A 19475-nucleotide genomic window follows, 5' to 3' on the forward strand; every position below is an offset into this window, starting at 1 on the left:
TGTCCAGGCTCAGGACCTGCCTTCCGGGCCCCGCCGCCGACGTACCCCTCACACCCTCCCCCAATCTCGGCTCCGCTCGATCGGGGGGACCCCCATGCTCCCCGTTCCCCAGGACGCTTCCGTCCCGGCGCCCCGGCCGTCGGCCGGTGGCTTCTTCGCGCTCCAGCCCAGGTCCGAGCGGGCCGCCGTCCAGCCCTGGTCCGAACGGGCCGCCGTCCAGCCCTGGTCCGAACGGGCTGCCGTCCAGCCCTGGTCCGAACGGGCTGCCGTCCAGCCCTGGTCCGACCGGGCTTGGGTGCCCGCGTCGGGCCCGTCGGGGGTGTGGTGCCCGTCCGGGGTGCGGTGCCGGTCCGCGGTGCGTTCTGGCTCCGCGGTGCGCTCCAGCTCCGCCCAGACCAGCAGGCCCTGCCCGGTGTCCTGGACTCCCCAGGCCCGGGACACGGCCGCGACGAGGAGCAGTCCCCTCCCGTGCTCCTCCTCGGGCCGCTGCGGCGAGGGGCAGGGCCCACCAGGGGCGCAACCCTCGTCCCGCACGGCTATCCGCACCACCTCGTCGCCGTCGTGCAGTTCGCACACGACGTGCTCGCCGGTGGTGTGCACGATCGCGTTGGTGACCAGCTCGGAGATGACGAGGGCCGCTGTGTCGCAGGTGTCCTCGCACACAGCCCATCCGGACAGCCGGGAACGTGCCAGGCGTCTTGCCAGGGCCACGGAGCCCGGGTGTGCGGCGAGCTCGAAGCGGAACCGGCGCTCGGCGGCCGCGCCGGGGCGGGGCCCTGCGGCGGCACGGAGACCGAGCCGGTCTACGGCGGCGTCTGTTCCTAACGGCGCGGACGGAATCACGCTTGCCACTATCGCCCCGCCGTGAACACTTGGCAAGAGTCACTCTGAAAAGTGCAGAGTGCCATGTGACTTCGCGAGGGCCCGTGGCACACTGCTCGCAACAGCACGCCGAGCGGCGCCAGTTGGGAACGTCGATGAGACTCCGAACGGCGCCGCCAGGGCTGCCCGGACACGGCTGTCCCGTCCGGTCAGGACTCAGTGGAGGTAGGACGTGAGCGAACCGCGGTCCGCGCCGACGGTCGGTCAGGTCGTCCTCGGGCGGCGCCTGCTGGACCTGCGGGAACGCGCGGGTCTCAGGCGTGAGGAGGCTGCGCGCATCCTGCGCGTCGCGCCCGCCACGGTCCGTCGTATGGAGATGGCCGAGGTCTCCCTCAAAATCCCGTACCTGCAGCTCTTGCTGAAGTCGTACGGCGTCAGCGACGAGGAGGCCGAGGCCTTCGTCCAACTGGCCGAGGAGGCCAACAAGCCCGGCTGGTGGCAGCGGTTCCACGACGTCCTGCCGGGCTGGTTCTCCATGCACGTCAGCCTGGAGGGTGCGGCCGCCCTGATCCGCTCGTACGAACCCCACTTCGTGCCGGGACTGCTGCAGACCGAGGAGTACGCGCGTGGCGTCCTGAAGGCGGGCGCCATCGCCCAGACCAGGCCCGAGGACATCGAGCGTCATGTGGCGCTGCGCATGCAGCGCCAGGAGCTGGTCACTCGTGAGGACGCACCCCGTATCTGGGCCGTGATGGACGAGACGGCCCTGCGCCGCCCCCTCGGCGGCCCCGAGGTGATGCGCGCCCAGATCGACAGACTGCTCGAAGCCGCGAAGCTGCCCAACGTGACGCTGCAGGTGATCCCGTTCTCCTCGGGTCCGCATCCCGGCACGTACGGGCCCTTCGTGCTGTTCCGCTTTGCCGTGCCGGAGCTCCCGGACATGGTCTACAGCGAGTACCTGACCGGCGCGGTCTACCTGGACGCGCGCTCAGAGGTGGCGACACATCTCGAGGTCATGGACCGCATGGCGGCGCAAGCCGCTACAGCACATCGCACGAAGGAGATCCTGCTGGATCTCCGCAAGGAGCTGTGAATGGAACGCATCAAGCCGCGGATACGCCCCGTGCGCATCTACAACGGAATGCCCGCCCGCGACCTGGGCAACGAGGGCTGGCACAAGCCGTGGAGCGGCGGAAACGGCGGCAACTGCCTGGAGGCGATGAAGCTCGCCGACGGGCGCATCGCGGTCCGCCAGTCGGCGGACCCGGACGGCCCCGCCCTGATCTACACACCCGGCGAGATAACCGCGTTCATCCAGGGCGCGAAGGCGGGGGAGGCGGACTTCCTTCTCTCCTGACCCACTTGAGTCTGTGTTTCTTCTTGAACTCTGTGAACACCCCTAATGTGACGCTGAATTGAAAACATTGGACACGTACCGCGCTGGGCGCGCCGGCGCCCGACAGCCCTCCGGCGAGGGCGCGCCTCCCCACCACAACGCCCCTCGGTGACCGACGGGGCGATGTGTGCCGTCGGCCGGGTGAGCGGCGTTGCGTGCCGTCAGCCGGCCGGGTTGCAGCGTCAGCCCGGCCGGAGCCGTCACCCGGGCGGCAGCACCCCGCACAACGCGTCGAGCGCCGCCCCATACGCATGCTCCGCGGGCGTCGCGTACCCCACCACCAGCCCGTCCGGCGCGGCCATCACCGCCTCCGGATGCCGGAACTCGCCGTCGTAGTCGTCCTCCAGAATCACCCCTCCACGCGCGCGTGCCCAGTCGATCACGGCGGCGCGCCGCTCGGCACGCAGCGGACCGCCGGTCGGGAACTGATGTGCTGGCGTGAGCAATACGGCCCGTTCCCGGCCCAACTCGCCCACCTGCGCGCCGTCTTCGTCCAGCGGCAGTGGCACGGTCCGTACGGACCCGGCGGTCAGCAGCTCGCGGTGGAAGCCGAGGCCGTACGACTCGACGGCCAGCGGGCCTCGCAGGACCCGCGGGAAGAGCAGCCGCAGGGCATGCGCGAAGCCGGAGCAGATCACGATCCGTCCGGGCTCCGTGCGGACGCCACGCGCGCGTGCCAGGTACTCGGCGAGCGCCTCGCGCAGTTCGGTCCGCCCCGCCGGATCGCCTGGCCCGAAGGCCTCGTTGGGCGCCTGCTGGAGGGCGCGGCGGTACGACGCAAGCCAGTCCGCGCGCGGGAACGACGACGCGTCCGGCGTGCCCTGCCGCAGATCGTGCCGGGGTCCACGCGCGCGTAGAGGTGCCTTTTTGGGTACGCGCGCGGGGGCGCCCGGCGGTGCGGCGCGGTCCGCGACCCGGGTCCCGGAGCGCGGCGGTGCGGCGCGGTCCGCGACCCGGGTCCCGGAGCCCTGCCGGGCGGTCAGCCAGCCCTCGGCGACGAGCTCGGCATACGCGTCGGCCACCGTGTTGCGCGCGACGCCCAGGTCGGCGGCGAGCGAGCGGTACGGCGGCAGCCGGGTCCCCGGCGCGAGCCTGCCGCTGCGTACGGCCTCACGCAGCGCCCGCATGAGCGCGGCCCGCCGCCCGCCCGAGCCCGACAGCTCCAGGTGCAGATCGGCGCCGATCCGCTCCGCAGAATTGACCCAGGATTCCGCCTGACGCGGGCGTGCCCGACGACGTCTACGCGGAGGCCGCCGCCCACTTCGACGACCAGGAACTCGCCCACGTCCTGGCCCTGATCCTCACGATCAACACCTGGAACCGGGTGGCGCTGTCCACGGCGAAGGTGGCGGGCACGGACGAGCGCGGCTGAACCCGCCGCGCCGCCCGCGGGGGCGGGGCGGGTTCTCCGGCTACACCCTCATCGGCCGGTCGTACGGCCCTATCGGCGCCGGAAGCCGCGACGCCCCCGTCAGGGCGCGATCGACGGCGGCCGCCACCGCGCGGCCCTCGGCGATGGCCCAGACGATGAGGGACTGGCCGCGGGCCGCGTCCCCGGCGGCGTACACCCCGGGGACGTTGGTCGCGAAGTCCGCGTCGCGGGCGATCGTGCCGCGCGGGTCGAGAGCCAGCCCGAGCTGGTCGATCAGGCCGTCATGGCGGTCGGGGCCCGAGAAGCCGAGGGCGAGCAGCACGAGGTCGGCCGGGAGGGTCCGCCCGGAGCCGGGGACCGGGCGGCGCCGCTCGTCGACCTCGACGAGGTGCAGGGAACGCACCCGCCCGCCCGCGTCCCCGGTGAAGTGGAGCGTGGACGCCGCGAAGAGCCGCGCGTCCGCGTCCGCGGCGGGCGCCGTCCCGAGCACACCTGCCTCCTCGTGCGCGGCCGAGAGCCGGTAGATCTTCGGGTACGTCGGCCACGGCTCGGCCTCCTCGTCGCGCTCCGACTCGGGCTGCGGATAGATGTCCAGCTGCGTCACGGACGCCGCGCCCTCACGTACGGCCGTCCCCAGACAGTCGGCACCGGTGTCCCCGCCGCCCACGATCACCACGTGCTTCCCGGCCGCGGACAACGGCGAGACGTCCAGATCCCCTTCGCACACCCGGTCGGCCAGCGGCAGATACTCCATCGCCTGATGGATGCCGCTCAACTCCCGTCCGGGTACGTCCAGTTCCCGCCATGCGGTGGCGCCGACGGCCAGGATCACCGCGTCGTAGCGCTCCTTCAGCTCGGCGGCGTCGATGTCCGTGCCGATCCCCGTCGACGTACGGAACTTGGTTCCCTCCGCCAGCATTTGCTCGAGCCGCCGGTCCAGGTGCCGCTTCTCCATCTTGAACGCGGGGATCCCGTAGCGCAGCAGCCCGCCGATCCGGTCGGCTCTCTCGTACACCGCGATGGTGTGTCCGGCCCGCGTCAACTGCTGTGCCGCGGCGAGGCCGGTGGGCCCCGACCCGATCACCGCGACGGTCCGTCCGGAGAGCCGGTCCGGCGGGCGCGGTGGCGTGAAACCGTCCTCCCAGGCGCGGTCGGCGATGGCCACCTCGACGTTCTTGATCGTGACCGCCGGCTGGTTGATCGCCAGCACACAGCCCGCCTCGCACGGCGCGGGGCACAACCGCCCGGTGAACTCGGGGAAGTTGTTCGTGGCATGCAGACGGTCGCTCGCCTGTCGCCAGTCGTCCCGCGAGACGAGGTCATTCCATTCGGGGATCAGATTGCCGAGCGGACAGGCGTCGTGGCAGAAGGGGATTCCGCAGTCCATGCAGCGGTCGGCCTGCCGGTTGATGATCGGCAGCAGCGCTCCGGGGACGTACACCTCGTTCCAGTCCCGCACGCGTTCCTCGACGGGCCGACGCGGGTACTCCTCGCGCGGTGTGGTCATGAATCCTTTGGGATCGGCCATGGCCGTCTCCCTCGCGTACGCGTACGGTGAGGGGCCGCGCGGCCGTCGGTCATGAATCCCGCATGCATCCCTTGGGATCGGCCCGCAGGCTTCGGCGACACTCCTTTCCCGCCACGATACGTCGGCTGCCTGGTCGCCGCCGTTCGGGTGAGGGCGCGCTCCTGTCGCAGGTTGGGGCGAGTTTCGACCTCAGCGCGGAGGGCGAGTTCGTCCCTCGGCGAGGCCGAGTCCGTCCCTCAGGCGAGGCGGGGACGTCCCTCAGGTGAGGGCGGGGACGTCCCTCAGGTGAGGGCCAGGGTGTACGAGACCGCCGCGGCGGCCGACGCGACCGTGCGCACGTGGTTCCACCCCGTCCATTCACGGACGTACGTACGCCAGTAGGCGGCCGTCTCCGGCGCCCCGGGATCCATCTTGAGCAGGGCGTCATTGCGCGGCACGTTCGCCACGATCGTCACCCCGAGCGACCCGAACAGATACAGCGCGCTACCCAGCAGCAGCTCCACCGTCCCCTCGTCCGGCAACAGCACGAACGTCACCACGGCCAGCACCGCGCACAGCACCGCCGAGCCGAGGAACACCAGCATGAACGCCGGGCGCACGGCGGCGACATTGATCGCATTCATCGCGGCTACCCCCTGCGCGGGCGGCAACTCGGCGAGCCCCCTCATCACGAACGTCGAGAACCCGCAGAACACCCCGGCCACCAGGCCGCAGCCGAGTACCGCCAACACCGTCAGCACGAAATACGGCCCATCGATCATGTCCACTCCCGCGTCACCCCCGGACCCAAAGATCCTGCACGGCACCAACCATCACCACAAGTGAAAACCTGTACGACCACAGTGACCATGGCCGAGACCCGCAGCCGCATACGCGAGCCTCTTGAGCCTTTGGGCGCGCGCGTCTGCCCCGTCGCGGGCCACTTGAGCGTCCGGGCCTCGGCCACGCGTGTTGGCAGGCTGTTGGGGGCGCGTGTCCGCCGGGGAGTGGGTCACGCGTGCCTGCCGTGTCGCGGCTTACGTAGGCCTGCCGGGCCTCGGTCACGCATGCCGGAGGCGCGTGGCCGCCAGGTCGCGCTTCACGCAGGTCGCTCGTCACGTGGGCCCGCCGCGGAGCCGGTCACGCGCCAGGCGTGTGCTCGTCGCGCCACTCCCGAAGCCGCTCCTCCACCGTGGCCGCGATCCGCCGCCGCGCCTCGTGCCGCGGCACGCCGCTCATCAGCAGCTGATCGTACGGGGTGTCCGTGTGCCGTGCGGAGGCGCGGACCGCCGCGGTCACCGCCGCCTCGGACAGCGCTCGGCCCGCGGCGCTGCGCCCGACCCGCCCGCTTCCGCGCGTCGCGGCGTGCGCGGCGACCGCCCGCGCGCGGTCGGCCGGGCAGCCGGGAAACAGCCGGCGTATCTCCCGCTCGAACGCGTCCGTGAACCGCAGATCCTCCGCCTCCCGCCGCCGCGCGTCCCGCACCCGGCGGCGCTGCCGCGCCTCCGCGTCCGCGAGGCACCGCTCCTCGGCCAGGGCGAGCGCCTCCTCCTCGACGAGGATGCCTTGCCGCTCGTACCGGCTCCGCCGCCGGTTGAACCGCACCACCACCGCCGACAGCGCACTGCTCTCACGCGACCTCCGTGTCAGCGCGGCGTCCCCCCGCGGCAGGAACACCAGATGACCCAGATCCGCGCAGTCCAGACACCGCGGCGCCCCCTCCTCCAGCACCAGCAGCGCCAGCGGCCCGGTCCGGCACTCGGCACAGCGCCGCTTCTTGAGCGGCTGGATGACGACAAGTCCGGTGCCGTGCGGGGGAGTCGCGATCGGTTCCATACCCGGTTCATTCCCCCGCCCGACCCTTGATCCACGTCGCCGGGGCCGCGCGCCGGGGGGCCGTCCTCGAGGGCAGCCGGAGCGTGAGCCAGAGATGATCCGCGGGGCCGGCTCGGGGTGCCCTCGCGCGCGGCACCCGCCACGCTCGCGAGCTTGCCCCCAGGTCGCGGCATCATGGGCCGTGTGCGACTCGAAGCGATCACCTGGGAACGGCTCGGCGACCTCCTCGCCCAGCGCCTGCTCGACCTGAAACTGGACGACGGCAGCCCCTGGCCGCGCATCGCCTTCGACGGAGCCCCGGCCGCCCGCCCCGGCGACCTCGCGCACCGCGTCTCCGAGGCGCTGCGCATACGCGGCCGGTCCTCGCTCGTTGTCGGCACGGAGGGTTTCCTGCGGCCGGCGTCGCTCCGGCTCGAATACGGGCACCAGGACGTCGAGGCGTACTACGACGGCTGGTTCGACACCGGCGCCCTCTGGCGTGAGGTCTTCGGCCCCCTCGAAGCGGACGGCGACGGCCGCGTCCTGCCCGACCTCTGGGACCCGGCCACCGACCGCGCCACCCGCAGCTCCTACGTCCAACTCCCGCCCGGCGCCTTCCTGTTGCTGCACGGCCCCTTCCTCCTGCGCCACTGGTTCCCCTTCGACTTCAGCGTCCATGTGCTCCTCTCCCCGGGCGCCCTCCGCCGCCGTACGCCCGAGGCCGAGCACTGGACCCTCCCGGCGTTCGAGCGCTACGAGACCGAGGCCGACCCGAGCGCCACGGCCGACGTCCTGGTGCGTGCCGACGATCCGCGCCATCCGGCCTGGAACGGCTGATCGGATCCGCGCCGCCCGGTGTGGAGCGGCTGAGTCGCCGTCTCCGCAAAGCGCTTTTATATGCACGTGCATGCAGTTGGCCTGTGTTCATGACGCTCTCCGCCGACCCTTCGGTCTCCTTCGACGGCTCCGTACGCGCCCTCCTCGACGGCAAGAACTTCGCCAGCGTCGCCACCCTCGGCCCCGGCGGCGCACCCCAGAACTCGGTTGTCTGGATCAAACGTGAGGGCGACACCGTCCTCTTCTCCTCGACCGCCGGACGCCAGAAGGTGCGCAACCTCCAGCGGGACCCCCGCATCAGCCTCTCGGTCTTCGACCTCGCCAAGCCCTACACCTCGGTCGAGATCCGCGGCACCGCCGAGATCCTCCCCGACGACGCCAAGCGCCTGCCGTACGAGCTCTCGCACAAGTACCTCGGCATCGGCCCTCCCGCGGAGAAGGACGACGAGGTCCGCTTGATCATCCGCGTCGTCCCGCGGAAGATCGTCGGGTTCTCGGTCTGACCCGGGGCGATGGCGTGCAACTTCGGTAAGCCCGGACTTCCGGGTGCGCATCCCCGGTGACGCGGCAAGAATGTAGGGCGCCGGGACTAGCGGTGTGTTCCGCGCCGCGCCGGCCGTCCGGCACCGGGAGGTACTTCATGACCACCGCCGGAGAAATCATGCACCGTGGTGCCCAGTGGATTCCCGCCCACGAGACCCTGGACCGCGCTGCCCAGCTGATGCGCGAGCTCAACGTGGGGGCGCTGCCCATTAGTGACGAGAACGAACGGCTCTGCGGCATCCTCACCGACCGCGACATCGTGGTCGGCTGTGTGGCCATGGGCCACGACCCGGCACGCGTGACCGCGGGCGAGATGGCTCAGGGCACGCCGCGCTGGATCGACTCGGGCGCCGATGTCCGCGAGGTGCTCCAGGAGATGAAGGGACACCAGATCCGCCGGCTTCCGGTGATCGAGAACAAACGACTGGTCGGCATGATCAGTGAGGCCGATCTGGCCCAGCATCTGACGGAGGAACAGCTCGCCGACTGGGTCGAGAGTGTCTACGCGAAGAGCGAGCGGCGCTGACCCTGCCGGTCCGCCCGATGGTGCTGACCCGACCGGTCCGCCCGATGGTCTCGAAACCTTACGGTCGCCCGATAGTCACGATCCTTGCGATCGCCCGATAGCTGAATCCTCGCGATCCTCGCGATCCTCGCGATCGCCGCATCGTCTCGATCGTGCGATCCACCGGTTCCCGCAGTCCAGTCCCCCCGAGTGCGCTCCCCGTCCGGCCGGCCGTGCCGAATGGGGAGCGCCTCAGAGCCAGCCGTTGCGCCTGAACCCCCGGTACACGACGAGGCAGGCGACGGATATCACGCCGATGACCAGGGGGTAGCCGAACCGCCAGTGCAGTTCCGGCATGTGGTCGAAGTTCATGCCGTACATCCCGCAGACCATCGTCGGTACGGCGACGATCGCCGCCCATGCCGTGATCTTCCGCATGTCCTCGTTCTGCGCGACCGTCACCTGCGCGAGGTGTGCCTGCAGGATTGAGTTGAGCAGGTCGTCGAAGGCGGCGATCTGCTCGGTGACCCGCAGCAGATGGTCGCAGACGTCCCGGAAGTAGGCCTGTATCTCCGGGTCGACCACCCGTATCGGCCGGGTGGCGAGCTCTTGGACCGGCCGGGCGAGCGGGACCACGGCCCGCTTCAGTTCGAGGAGTTCACGCTTGAGCTGGTAGATGCGACCGGCGTCGGCCCGAGCGCCGTTCTCGGTGAACACATCGGCCTCGACGTGGTCGATGTCCGCCTGGACCGAGTCCGTGACGCTCATATAGTCGTCGACCACATGGTCCGCGATCGCGTGCAGCACCGCGGCCGGTCCCTTGGTGAGCTGTTGAGCGTCCGCCTCCAGCTCCTCACGCAGCGGACCCAGGGAGCCGTGCCGTCCGTGCCGCACGGTAATGACGAAGTCGGGCCCGACGAACACCATGATCTCGCCGGTGTTCACCACTTCGCTGGTCGCGGTCAGTTCTTTGTGTTCGACGTAGCAGACGGTCTTGAACACCGCGAACAGCGTGTCGCCGTACCGCTCCAGCTTCGGGCGCTGATGGGCCTCCACCGCGTCCTCGACGGCGAGAGGGTGCAGGTCGAAGAGCTCGGCGAGACCGGCGAACTCGCGGTCCGTCGGCTCGTGCAGTCCGAGCCAGACGAATCCTTCGTCGCTCTTGCGGATCCGCTCCACGGTGTCGACCAGATCGCGGCCGCCGGGGACTCGGGCGCCGTCCTGGTATGCCACGCAGTTCACCACCGCGGAGCCCAGCGGAGACCGGGCGGGGTGACTCAGGTCGACACGGGCGCGCCGCCGTGTCAGCCGCGCCACTTTGCGGAGGCTGCCGACCGCTCCTAGGGCCGTGACCTTCCGCAGATTCCCTGCCATGGACATCTGGATCTCCTTGCGTGGATCTCCTCGCGCCGCACTTTGCGCCTTGGCACGCCAGTCTGCCAGGCCTGATCGAGTGCCCGAGAAGCCTGTGGGAACGGAATATTCCGTTCCGGCGCGAAGCGAGGGCGGGCGGTGCCTGGCCGTTCGTGCGGGTATCGGCAAACGGGAGCGTCGGCGATTTCAGGTAAGTAAGGCAAATGGGATGATCTCCCCATGACGCGAACCGACGGCTATCTCCTCGACAACCGGCAGACCGAGGCGGGGCAGCGCTTCGACGCCTTCGCCACTCTCTTCGACCCCACGACGTTCCGGCACATCGAGCGCTTCGGCATCGGCTCCGGCTGGCGCTGCTGGGAGGTCGGCGCGGGCGGCACGTCCGTGGTGTCCTGGCTCGCCAAGAAGGTCGGCCCGACCGGGCGGGTCGTCGCGACCGACATCGACACCTCACTGGTGGCCTCGGCTGCCCGGCCGCCAGTTGAGGTCCGCGTGCACGACGTGGGCGCCGAGGAACCGCCGGGGGAGGGCTTCGACCTGGTGCACGCCCGGCTCGTGCTCGTCCATGTCCCTGACCGGGAGCGGGCGTTGCGGTCGATGGTCAAGGCCCTGCGCCCCGGTGGCCGGCTCCTCGTCGAGGACGGGGACCCCGCGCTGCAGCCCCTGATCTGCCCCGACGAGTACGGCCCCGAGCAACAGCTCGCGAACCGGCTGCGCCAGGGCTTCCGCAGTCTGCTCGCGGAGCGCGGCGCCGACCTCGCGTACGGCCGCAAACTCCCGCGCCTGCTGCGCGAGGCGGGACTGCACGGCGTGGAGGCCGACGCGTACTTCCCCGTCACGTCGCCCGCCTGCGCCGCCCTGGAGTCCGCGACGGTCCGTCAGATCCGCGACCAGCTCGTCACCGCGGGCCTGGCCACCCACCAGGACATCGACCGCCACCTGGCCAACGTCGCCTCCGGCTCCATGGACCTGGCGACGGCACCGATGATCTCGGCGTGGGGCGCAAAGGGTAAGAGGAGACAGAGGAGTTGACGCGGGGTGCCGTGGGTGCGACCGTCCACCTGCGCGAGGGTCCACTGGTCGGCGTCGTCCGGGCACCTGGACGTCGGTCTCGTCGGCTCGCCCTCCTGTAGGGGGCACCCTGCATGTGTCCCCTACAGCAGCCGTCAGACGCCCGCCGGCGGCCTTCCCCCGAGCCGCTCCACCGCCATCGCACCCGCCTCGCACCCCTGGACCGCCGCTTCCTCGGGTTCTGCGCCCCCGAGCAGGGCGGCGAGGAAGGCTCCCGTGAAGGCGTCGCCTGCGCCCGTGGTGTCGCGAGGTGCGGCGGGCACGGCCGGGACACGGGCCCGGACCGCTCCCGAGCGGGCCACCAGGGCCCCATCGGCTCCCTGCTTGGCGACGACCAGGGGGACGTGGCGGCTCAACTTGGCCGCCGCGTCCGCGGGATCGGGCAGCCCGGTCAGCAGGTACGCCTCGTCGCGGCTGGGAAGCAGGACGTCGACGCCCTCGGAGAGTTCGAGAAAGCGGTCGACGCCCAGCTCGGTGAGGAATCCCGCCGACGCCGGATCCACGCTGACCGGTACGCCACGCGAGCGTGCCGACTCCAGCGCCACCGACACCAGCGCCCGGCTCGGCTCGGAGAAGAACAAGTAGCCCGACAGATGCAGCCGCGCGGCACCGTCGAGCAGCGCCGGTGACCAGTCATCGGGGGCGAGCCGCAGGGAGGCCCCGCTGTCCGTGAGGAACGTCCGCTCCGCCGAAGCCCCCGTGTCCACCAGGCAGATCACCGTCCCGGTCGGCGCCTGGGGATCAACGACGAGAAGGGGACGTACGCCGCAGGCCCCGAGCTCTCGCTCGTGCCATCCGGCCGCGTCCGCGCCCACCCGGCCGAGCAGCCGTACGTCCGCGCAGCCCCAGTGCGCCGCCCAGCACGCCACGTTGGCGCCCGCGCCGCCCGGCAGAGTGCGGATCGCGGCGGCCGTGTCGGTGCCCGCCGCGAGCGGCCCGCGGTGCCGGGCGACGACGTCCGTGACCACGTCCCCGACGACGAGCAGAGCGCCCGCGGGCACCGTCGTATCGCGCCCGGCGCCCCCGTGATCCGTCCCGCTCACGCCCCGGCCCAGGCCGCCGCGATCCGCGCCGCGAGCCGTACGTTGCCGCGCACCGCCGCCAGATTGGCGTTCAGGGAGGCGCCGTCGGTGTGCCGCACCAGATAGTCGAGCAGGAACGGCGTCACGGCCTGTCCGGCCACGCCTTCGGCCTCGCACGCGCGCAGCGCGTCGGCGAGCACGCGCGCGTGGAGCTCGGGATCGAGCTGCTCCTCTTCAGGGACGGGGTTCGCGACGATGAGCGCCGACTCAGGAGCGCCCAGGGCGTCCTGCGCGCGCATGACCTCCGCAACCTGCCCGGGGGTCTGCAGCGTCCAGTCCACCGGATATCCCGAGTCCGACAGGTAGAAGCCGGGGAAGCGATCGGTGCCGTACCCGGTCACCGCCACGCCCAGCGTCTCCAGGCGCTGCAGCGTCGCGGGCACGTCCAGGATCGACTTCACGCCCGCACAGACCACCGTGATCCGGGTACGCGCCAGCAGGCCCAGGTCGGCCGACTCGTCCTGCGTCACCGTCCACTCCCGGTGCACGCCGCCGAGCCCGCCCGTCGCGAACACCCGTACGCCGGCGCGGGCGGCCAGCAGAGCCGTCGCGGACACGGTCGTCGCCCCACTCGCGCCCGCCGCCACCGCGAGCGGCAGATCGCGGTGACCGAGCTTGCGGATCCCGTCCTCGTTCGCGACCCGCTCCACCTGCTCCTTGTCGAGTCCGACATGGGGCCGCCCGTCGAGCACGGCGATCGTCGCGGGGACGGCACCCTCCCGCCGTACGACACCCTCCAGCTCCAGCGCGACCTGCAGATTGCGCGGGCGGGGCAGCCCATGCGCGATGATCGTCGACTCCAGGGCCACCACCGGCCGACGCGCGTCGAGCGCCTCCCGCACCTCTTCGGACACCACGATCACGCGCCTACCTCCTGTCGGCCGTACCTCACCCCTGGATCTCTGGCGAGTGGGGCGCCCGGTCAAACCCTTGCGACCTCCGGCGTACGCCACCAGCCTGGGAGCATGACGGACAACCCGACACGTCTCGACCACGTCGTCCTGTGGGTGCGCGATCCGGTGGCCTCCGCCGACTTCTACGAGAAGGCGGTCGGCCTGGAGCCCCTGAGGGTCACCGAATTCGCCGCCGGCAAGGCGTCGTTCCCCTCAGTACGCCTCAATGACGAGACCATTTTCGACCTCGCGCCCCTTCCCATGGCGGCGAACATGGACATGGTCCCGGGAGGCGCCGACAGCGCCGGGCACCCGGTCAACCACGTCTGCCTGTCCCTGCAGGCAGACGATTTCGACGCACTGCGAGCACGTCTGGAGGAGCGCGCCGTCCCCGTTTCTGGCTTCTCGTACGACTCCTACGGCGCCCGCGGAAAGGCCAAGCGCAGTTTCTACTTCCGCGACCCGGACGGAAACGTCTTCGAGGCACGGCACTACGAGTAGCCGGCCAGGGGCACCCAGGACGGCACGACCTGCGGACACTAGATTGCGCGCTGTCGCGTGGCCGTGCGAGACCGCTCAGCGATCCCTCGGATCACCGGTGAGGCGTCAGAACAGCGGCTCCGGAAGCACCCCTTCCAGCGCGAGCAGCTTCCGCTTGGTCTCCAGACCGCCCCCGAACCCGCCGATACCCCCGTCGCTCTCGACCACCCGGTGGCACGGCACGACGACCGGCAGCGGATTCGAGCCCATGGCCACCCCCACGGCCTGCGCCGCGCCCGGCTGGCCGACTCGCCCGGCCAGGTCGCCATAGCCCACGACCGAGCCGTACGGGACGCCGGACGCCAGCTCGCGCAGCACCTGGCGGTTGAATCCGGAGATCAGCGACCAGTCAAGCGGCAGTTCGAAGTCGTGCCGCTCGCCCGCGAAGTAAGCCGCGACCTGACCTATCGCATCGGTCAGCAGCGGAGACTCGGGTGCCTCGACGGGCTCGGTGCCCAGACGGGAAGCGAGGTGGCCGAGCGCCTTGTCACGCACCGCGTCCGTGGCGTGGAACACGACGTTCACCAGGCCGTCGCGCGTCGCCGCCAGCAGCAGCGGACCGATGTCCGTGCCGACGACGGTCCATACGACCTGCTGTTCGTACTGCCCATGACTGTCCATGCGATCCACCGTACGGCGCGCCACTGACAACGCCCGTGGCGCGGCCGCCGCCACATGGCCGCACCACGGGCGGGGAAGCCGATCGACGTCCTCCCGGTGTTACGGGAGAGCCTTGCGGACCACGTCGGGCATGTTCGTGATGATGCCGTCCACGCCGAAACCCGCCACGCGCCGGGCGCCGTCCGCGTCGTCCACGGTCCAGGCGAAGACTTCCATCGGCGTGCCGTGCGGCCCGTCGACCCCGTGAACCGCGGAGACGTAGGCGGACGAGAGCGTGGCGTGATCCGGGTTGATCGCGTCGGCGAACCGGGCGTATTCGGGCAGCAGCGCGATCGACGGCCGGCCGAGGAAGGCCGTCTTGATGCCGGGGCTCAGATCGTGGACGGTCCGCACGCTGTTCACGCTGAAACTCTGAATGATCAAGCTGCCCGTGAGATGCGCCGGGTCGAGCCAGCCCTCGTTGCTCAGCAGCTTGAGGGTCTGCTGCTCGATGCCCGGATAGAGGTCGGGATTCTTGATCTCCAGGACGATTTTCTGGTGGTTGTGCGAGACACGGTCCATGTACTGCTTCAGCGTCGGTACGCGCGCGCCCGCGTACCGGGGGCTGAACCAGCTCCCGGCGTCCAGGCGGGCGATCTCCGCGGCGGTGAAGTCCTTGACGTTCCAGGGAGCCCTGTTGGGATAGACCTCCTCGACGTCGGTCGTGCGGGCCAGCGTGGCGTCGTGGAGGACGACGAGTTCACCGTCCTTGGTGCGCTGGACGTCGTTCTCGACCCAGCTGAATCCCATCTGGGCCGCCTTGTCGATGGCTGCCAGGGTGTTCTCGGGTGCGTATGCGGAGGCGCCGCGGTGGGAGACGATCACGGGACCGGTGCTCTGGGACCCTGGACCGGTGCTCTGGGACCCCGCACGGGCGTGCGGGCTGGGCGGCATCAGAAAGGCACCCCCCAGAAGCGCGGCGGTCGTAACGGCGGCAACGCGCGCGTGCATACCTACTCCTCATCCTCGCGTCGGTGATCACAGACAGCACAAGAGTCGCAGCGGAGCGTCAAGGGGAGGGGGTGCGAGATGGCCACAGATTGAATGGAGTTGTCCAAGTCCGCTCACCGGCGCCGCACAAGTGGGGCAAGGCCGTGATTCTTTGCCGGAAAATCGTTCGACCAATCCGGTCCGAGTCATACTCTCTGCCTCAACCCAGTCCGCTCTTGCGGTCCTGAGGGTGGGGACATTTCAGAGAATTTCAGGAGCAACAGGGCGGGAAGGGCAGCCGCGCATGCAGGGCACGGTCGACGGCTTCACTTACGGACTCGTCACACCGCTGGTGGCGTATCTCATGGCCTGCCTGGGCGGAGCGCTGGGACTGCGCTGCACCAACAGATCGATGCTCGTCGCCCGCTCGTGGCGCGCCGGCTGGCTCGCGCTGGGCTCGGCCGCGATCGCTTCGGGCATATGGACCATGCACTTCATCGCGATGATGGGGTTCACGGTCGAGGAGACCCCGATTCACTACGACCCACTGACGACGTTCGCGAGCCTGGGCGTGGCCATCGTGATGGTCGGCATCGGGATCTTCATCGTCGGCAACCGGGGTTCCACCGGAACGGCGCTGTTCACCGGAGGCACCATCACCGGCCTGGGCATCGCCTCGATGCACTACCTGGGCATGGCGGGCATGCGCCTCAACGGGAAGCTCGAATACAACACCCTCACCGTCGCCGCCTCGGTCGTCATAGCCGTCGCGGCCGCCACCGCCGCCCTGTGGGCGGCGGGACAGGTCCGCGGATTCCTCTGGAGCGTGGGCGCGAGTCTCGTCATGGGGCTCGCCGTCAGCGGCATGCACTACACCGGCATGGCCGCCCTCAGCGTCCACCTGCACAGCTCGACCAGCACGCTCTCCGGTGACTCGCCCGCGGCCCTGCTCGCGCCCATGATGATCGGCCCGCTGGTCTTTCTGTGTCTGGCCGGCGTGGTGGTGATGTTCGACCCGCTGACGGTCATGGGCAGGCCCAAGGGGATCCCCGTGGAGAACAGGCCCGGCGTTCCTGCGCACCCCACTGCTCCGCAGCCCGGCCGCCGTCCTCAGCCACGCCCCGGGCGGAGCCGTGGACAGCGAGGCTCCCGCACCCCGCAGAGCTGGTGATCCGGCCACGTTGTCAGTGCGGGGTCGTACGGTGGATTCCATGCGGCCCGTATCAAAGATCGAACGTTCGGTGGCGCCCTTCGAGGTCGTCAGCTCCTACCAGCCAAGCGGTGACCAGCCCACGGCCATCACCGACCTGGAAAAGCGCATCCGCGCAGGTGAGAAGGATGTCGTTCTGCTGGGCGCGACCGGCACCGGCAAGTCCGCCACCACCGCGTGGATGATCGAGAAGCTCCAGCGCCCCACGCTCGTCATGGCGCCGAACAAGACGTTGGCCGCCCAGCTGGCCAACGAGTTCCGCGAGCTGCTGCCGAACAACGCCGTCGAATACTTCGTCTCGTACTACGACTACTACCAGCCCGAGGCATACGTCCCGCAGTCGGACACCTACATCGAGAAGGACTCCTCGATCAACGAGGAGGTCGAGCGCCTGCGCCACTCCGCCACCAACTCGCTGATCACCCGCCGCGACGTGGTCGTGGTCGCCTCGGTCTCCTGCATCTATGGCCTCGGTACGCCGCAGGAGTACGTGGACCGGATGGTCAACCTGAAGGTCGGCGACGAGATCGACCGTGACGACCTGCTGCGCCGCTTCGTCGACATCCAGTACACGCGCAACGACGTGGCGTTCGCACGCGGCACCTTCCGCGTTCGCGGCGACACCATCGAGATCTTCCCGGTCTACGAAGAGCTGGCCGTCCGCATCGAGATGTTCGGCGACGAGATCGAGGCCCTTTCCACGCTGCACCCGCTCACCGGCGAGGTCATCAGTGACGACACCCAGCTCTACGTGTTCCCGGCGTCCCACTATGTGGCGGGCCCCGAGCGCATGGAGCGTGCTGTCAACGACATCGAGAAGGAGCTGGGGGAGCGCCTCGCCGAGCTGGAGAAGCAGGGCAAACTCCTGGAGGCCCAGCGCCTGCGCATGCGTACGACGTACGACATAGAGATGCTCCGCCAGATCGGCTCCTGCTCCGGCGTGGAGAACTACTCGATGCACTTCGACGGCCGCGAACCCGGCTCCCCGCCGAACACCCTGCTCGACTACTTCCCGGACGACTTCCTGCTCGTCATCGACGAGTCGCACGTCACCGTGCCCCAGATCGGCGCGATGTACGAGGGCGACGCGTCCCGCAAGCGCACCCTCGTGGACCACGGCTTCCGGCTGCCGTCCGCGCTGGACAACCGCCCCCTGAAGTGGGAGGAGTTCCAGGAGCGCATCGGGCAGACGGTCTACCTCTCGGCGACCCCGGGGCAGTACGAGCTCTCCCGCGGCGACGGCCAGGTCGAGCAGATCATCCGCCCCACCGGCCTGATCGACCCCGAGGTCGTCGTCAAGCCCACCGAGGGCCAGATCGACGATCTGGTGCACGAGATCCGCAGGCGCACCGAGAAGGACGAGCGCGTCCTGGTCACCACGCTCACCAAGAAGATGGCCGAGGACCTCACCGACTACTTCCTGGAGCTCGGCATCCAGGTGCGCTACCTCCACAGCGACGTCGACACCCTGCGCCGCGTCGAGCTGCTGCGCGAGCTGCGCGCCGGTGAGTACGACGTCCTGGTCGGCATCAACCTCCTCCGTGAGGGCCTCGACCTGCCCGAGGTGTCCCTGGTGGCGATCCTCGACGCCGACAAGGAGGGCTTCCTGCGCTCGGGCACCTCGCTGATCCAGACCATCGGCCGCGCGGCGCGCAACGTCTCCGGCCAGGTCCACATGTACGCCGACAAGATCACCCCGGCGATGGAAAAGGCCATCGAGGAGACCAATCGCCGCCGGGAGAAGCAGATCGCCTACAACACGGAGCGGGGCATCGACCCGCAGCCGCTCCGCAAGAAGATCAACGACATCGTCGCGCAGATCGCCCGCGAGGACGTCGACACGGAGCAGCTGCTCGGCTCGGGCTACCGCAAGTCGAAGGACGGCAAGGGAGCCAAGGCCCCGGTGCCCGCGCTCGGCAAGGCGGCCAAGTCCGCCAAGGGCAAGGGCAAGGGCGAGGAGACGGTGCCGACCGACCGTCCCGCGGCCGATCTCGCCGAGCAGATCGAGGAGTTGACCGAGCGGATGCGTGCCGCCGCGGCCGATCTCCAGTTCGAGATCGCCGCCCGGCTGCGCGACGAGGTGTCGGAGATGAAGAAGGAGCTGCGCCAGATGAAGGAGGCGGGCCTGGCCTGACGCCCACGCCGGCCGTTCCGGACCTCGGCATATGCGCGCTGTGTTGCAAGACCGACACAAAGCACGCCCCGGGGTTCGGCACTGTCAGTGGCGCTGCGTAGGGTTCAGCTCATCCGCGGGTTCCGCGGCAACAGGGGACAGTTCGAGAGGGGAACAGCGCGTGACGGTCAACATGACCAAGGGTCAGGCCATCAGTCTGCAGAAGAACGACGGGGGCACCCTGACCGCGGTGCGGATGGGGCTCGGCTGGCAGGCGGCCCCCCGGCGCGGGCTGTTCGGCTCGCGCACCCGGGAGATCGACCTCGACGCCTCCGCCGTGCTGTTCGCGGACAAGCAGCCCGTCGACGTCGTGTTCTTCCGCCACCTCGTCAGCGATGACGGCTCCGTACGGCACACCGGTGACAACCTGGTCGGTGGTGTGGGCCAGGGCGGCGACGACGAGGCGATCCTCGTCGACCTGCAGCGCGTCCCGGTCCACATCGACCAGATCATCTTCACCGTGAACTCGTTCACGGGCCAGACGTTCCAGGAAGTGCAGAACGCGTTCTGCCGTCTGGTCGACGAGACCAACGGCGACGAGCTCGCCCGCTACACGCTGGCGGGCGGCGGACAGTACACGGCCCAGATCATGGCGAAGGTGCACCGCGCGGGCCCGGGCTGGCAGATGACGGCCCTCGGCACCCCGGCCAACGGCCGCACGTTCCAGGACCTGATGCCCGCGATCCTGCCGCACCTGTAAGCAGCCGGGCGCGCACCGCACGAAGCGACATAGGGGGACTAGGCG

The 19475-nt window shown here is 70.3% G+C and carries 19 protein-coding genes and 2 pseudogenes; 11 read left to right on the forward strand and 10 right to left on the reverse strand.

Annotation, left to right across the window (positions count from 1 at the left end; all coding sequences use genetic code 11):
• Positions 1–48: 48 nt before the first annotated feature.
• Positions 49–852: an ATP-binding protein gene (locus C4B68_RS30420; RefSeq protein WP_099505054.1), complete on the reverse strand. Its 804-nt coding sequence runs from the start codon at positions 850–852 to the stop codon at positions 49–51.
• A gap of 202 nt (positions 853–1054) precedes the next feature.
• On the opposite strand from C4B68_RS30420, the gene C4B68_RS30425 reads away from it, so the two are divergent.
• Both C4B68_RS30425 and C4B68_RS30430 read left to right on the forward strand, forming a co-directional pair.
• Positions 1055–1915, forward strand: a complete 861-nt coding sequence (locus C4B68_RS30425) for a helix-turn-helix domain-containing protein (RefSeq protein WP_099505053.1) — start codon at positions 1055–1057, stop codon at positions 1913–1915.
• Positions 1916–2179 (forward strand): DUF397 domain-containing protein, encoded by a 264-nt coding sequence (locus C4B68_RS30430; protein ID WP_099505052.1) that lies wholly within the window; start codon positions 1916–1918, stop codon positions 2177–2179.
• 320 nt (positions 2180–2499) lie between these two features.
• On the opposite strand, the pseudogene C4B68_RS30435 reads toward C4B68_RS30430, so the two are convergent.
• Positions 2500–3402 (reverse strand): annotated as a pseudogene (locus tag C4B68_RS30435) (aminotransferase-like domain-containing protein); the annotation flags it as partial.
• 32 nt (positions 3403–3434) lie between these two features.
• Between C4B68_RS30435 and C4B68_RS30440 the strand changes: the two are divergent.
• Positions 3435–3590: pseudogene (locus C4B68_RS30440) on the forward strand (carboxymuconolactone decarboxylase family protein); the annotation flags it as partial.
• Positions 3591–3630: 40 nt separating this feature from the next.
• Here the strand turns inward: C4B68_RS30440 and C4B68_RS30445 are convergent.
• The 3 genes from C4B68_RS30445 to C4B68_RS30455 form a co-directional block, all read right to left on the reverse strand.
• Positions 3631–5118: a glutamate synthase subunit beta gene (locus tag C4B68_RS30445; protein WP_099505050.1), complete on the reverse strand. Its 1488-nt coding sequence runs from the start codon at positions 5116–5118 to the stop codon at positions 3631–3633.
• Between the two features lie 281 nt (positions 5119–5399).
• The gene (locus tag C4B68_RS30450; protein WP_099505078.1) at positions 5400–5879 is read right to left on the reverse strand and encodes an anthrone oxygenase family protein; all 480 of its coding nucleotides are present in this window, start codon (positions 5877–5879) and stop codon (positions 5400–5402) included.
• Between the two features lie 358 nt (positions 5880–6237).
• Entirely contained in the window at positions 6238–6933 is a 696-nt protein-coding gene (locus C4B68_RS30455; RefSeq protein ID WP_099505049.1) for a DUF2293 domain-containing protein, read from the reverse strand.
• Between the two features lie 174 nt (positions 6934–7107).
• On the opposite strand from C4B68_RS30455, the gene C4B68_RS30460 reads away from it, so the two are divergent.
• From C4B68_RS30460 to C4B68_RS30470, 3 genes are all read left to right on the forward strand, one after another.
• Positions 7108–7749: a nucleoside/nucleotide kinase family protein gene (locus C4B68_RS30460; protein WP_099505048.1), complete on the forward strand. Its 642-nt coding sequence runs from the start codon at positions 7108–7110 to the stop codon at positions 7747–7749.
• An 89-nt stretch (positions 7750–7838) separates the two neighbouring features.
• Entirely contained in the window at positions 7839–8252 is a 414-nt protein-coding gene (locus tag C4B68_RS30465) for a PPOX class F420-dependent oxidoreductase (RefSeq protein ID WP_099505077.1), read from the forward strand.
• Between the two features lie 137 nt (positions 8253–8389).
• Entirely contained in the window at positions 8390–8818 is a 429-nt protein-coding gene (locus tag C4B68_RS30470; RefSeq protein ID WP_099505047.1) for a CBS domain-containing protein, read from the forward strand.
• A 231-nt stretch (positions 8819–9049) separates the two neighbouring features.
• On the opposite strand, the gene corA is transcribed toward C4B68_RS30470, so the two are convergent.
• Positions 9050–10177, reverse strand: coding sequence for a magnesium/cobalt transporter CorA (corA, locus tag C4B68_RS30475; protein ID WP_099505046.1), 1128 nt, complete (start codon positions 10175–10177; stop codon positions 9050–9052).
• A 213-nt stretch (positions 10178–10390) separates the two neighbouring features.
• Between corA and C4B68_RS30480 the strand changes: the two genes are divergently transcribed.
• On the forward strand, positions 10391–11203 hold the full coding sequence (locus C4B68_RS30480) for a methyltransferase domain-containing protein (protein ID WP_099505045.1): 813 nt from the start codon (positions 10391–10393) through the stop codon (positions 11201–11203).
• Positions 11204–11337: 134 nt separating this feature from the next.
• Here C4B68_RS30480 and C4B68_RS30485 read toward each other — a convergent pair whose 3' ends face one another.
• Positions 11338–12243 carry a carbohydrate kinase family protein gene (locus C4B68_RS30485; protein ID WP_099505044.1) on the reverse strand — a complete coding sequence of 302 codons (906 nt, stop codon included), beginning with the start codon at positions 12241–12243 and terminating at the stop codon, positions 11338–11340.
• Positions 12244–12281: 38 nt separating this feature from the next.
• The gene (locus C4B68_RS30490) at positions 12282–13187 is read right to left on the reverse strand and encodes a pseudouridine-5'-phosphate glycosidase (protein WP_099505043.1); all 906 of its coding nucleotides are present in this window, start codon (positions 13185–13187) and stop codon (positions 12282–12284) included.
• 102 nt (positions 13188–13289) lie between these two features.
• Between C4B68_RS30490 and C4B68_RS30495 the strand changes: the two genes are divergently transcribed.
• A complete protein-coding gene (locus C4B68_RS30495) occupies positions 13290–13718 on the forward strand; it encodes a VOC family protein (protein ID WP_099505042.1) in 429 nt (142 codons plus the stop codon).
• A 105-nt stretch (positions 13719–13823) separates the two neighbouring features.
• Here the strand turns inward: C4B68_RS30495 and C4B68_RS30500 are convergent, their stop codons facing one another.
• A complete protein-coding gene (locus C4B68_RS30500; protein WP_099505041.1) occupies positions 13824–14378 on the reverse strand; it encodes a methylated-DNA--[protein]-cysteine S-methyltransferase in 555 nt (184 codons plus the stop codon).
• A gap of 99 nt (positions 14379–14477) precedes the next feature.
• Positions 14478–15368: a glycerophosphodiester phosphodiesterase gene (locus C4B68_RS30505; RefSeq protein WP_099505040.1), complete on the reverse strand. Its 891-nt coding sequence runs from the start codon at positions 15366–15368 to the stop codon at positions 14478–14480.
• 283 nt (positions 15369–15651) lie between these two features.
• Here C4B68_RS30505 and C4B68_RS30510 point away from each other — a divergent pair, with 283 nt between their 5' ends.
• The 3 genes from C4B68_RS30510 to C4B68_RS30520 all read left to right on the forward strand — a co-directional run bounded on the left by C4B68_RS30510 (position 15652) and on the right by C4B68_RS30520 (position 19430).
• Positions 15652–16518, forward strand: a complete 867-nt coding sequence (locus C4B68_RS30510) for an MHYT domain-containing protein (protein WP_099505039.1) — start codon at positions 15652–15654, stop codon at positions 16516–16518.
• Between the two features lie 40 nt (positions 16519–16558).
• Entirely contained in the window at positions 16559–18691 is a 2133-nt protein-coding gene (gene uvrB / locus C4B68_RS30515) for an excinuclease ABC subunit UvrB (protein ID WP_099505038.1), read from the forward strand.
• A gap of 160 nt (positions 18692–18851) precedes the next feature.
• Positions 18852–19430 (forward strand): TerD family protein, encoded by a 579-nt coding sequence (locus C4B68_RS30520; RefSeq protein ID WP_099505037.1) that lies wholly within the window; start codon positions 18852–18854, stop codon positions 19428–19430.
• The last annotated feature ends 45 nt before the right edge of the window (positions 19431–19475 follow it).

Source organism: Streptomyces dengpaensis (genome assembly GCF_002946835.1).
In the GTDB taxonomy this organism is placed as follows: domain Bacteria; phylum Actinomycetota; class Actinomycetes; order Streptomycetales; family Streptomycetaceae; genus Streptomyces; species Streptomyces dengpaensis.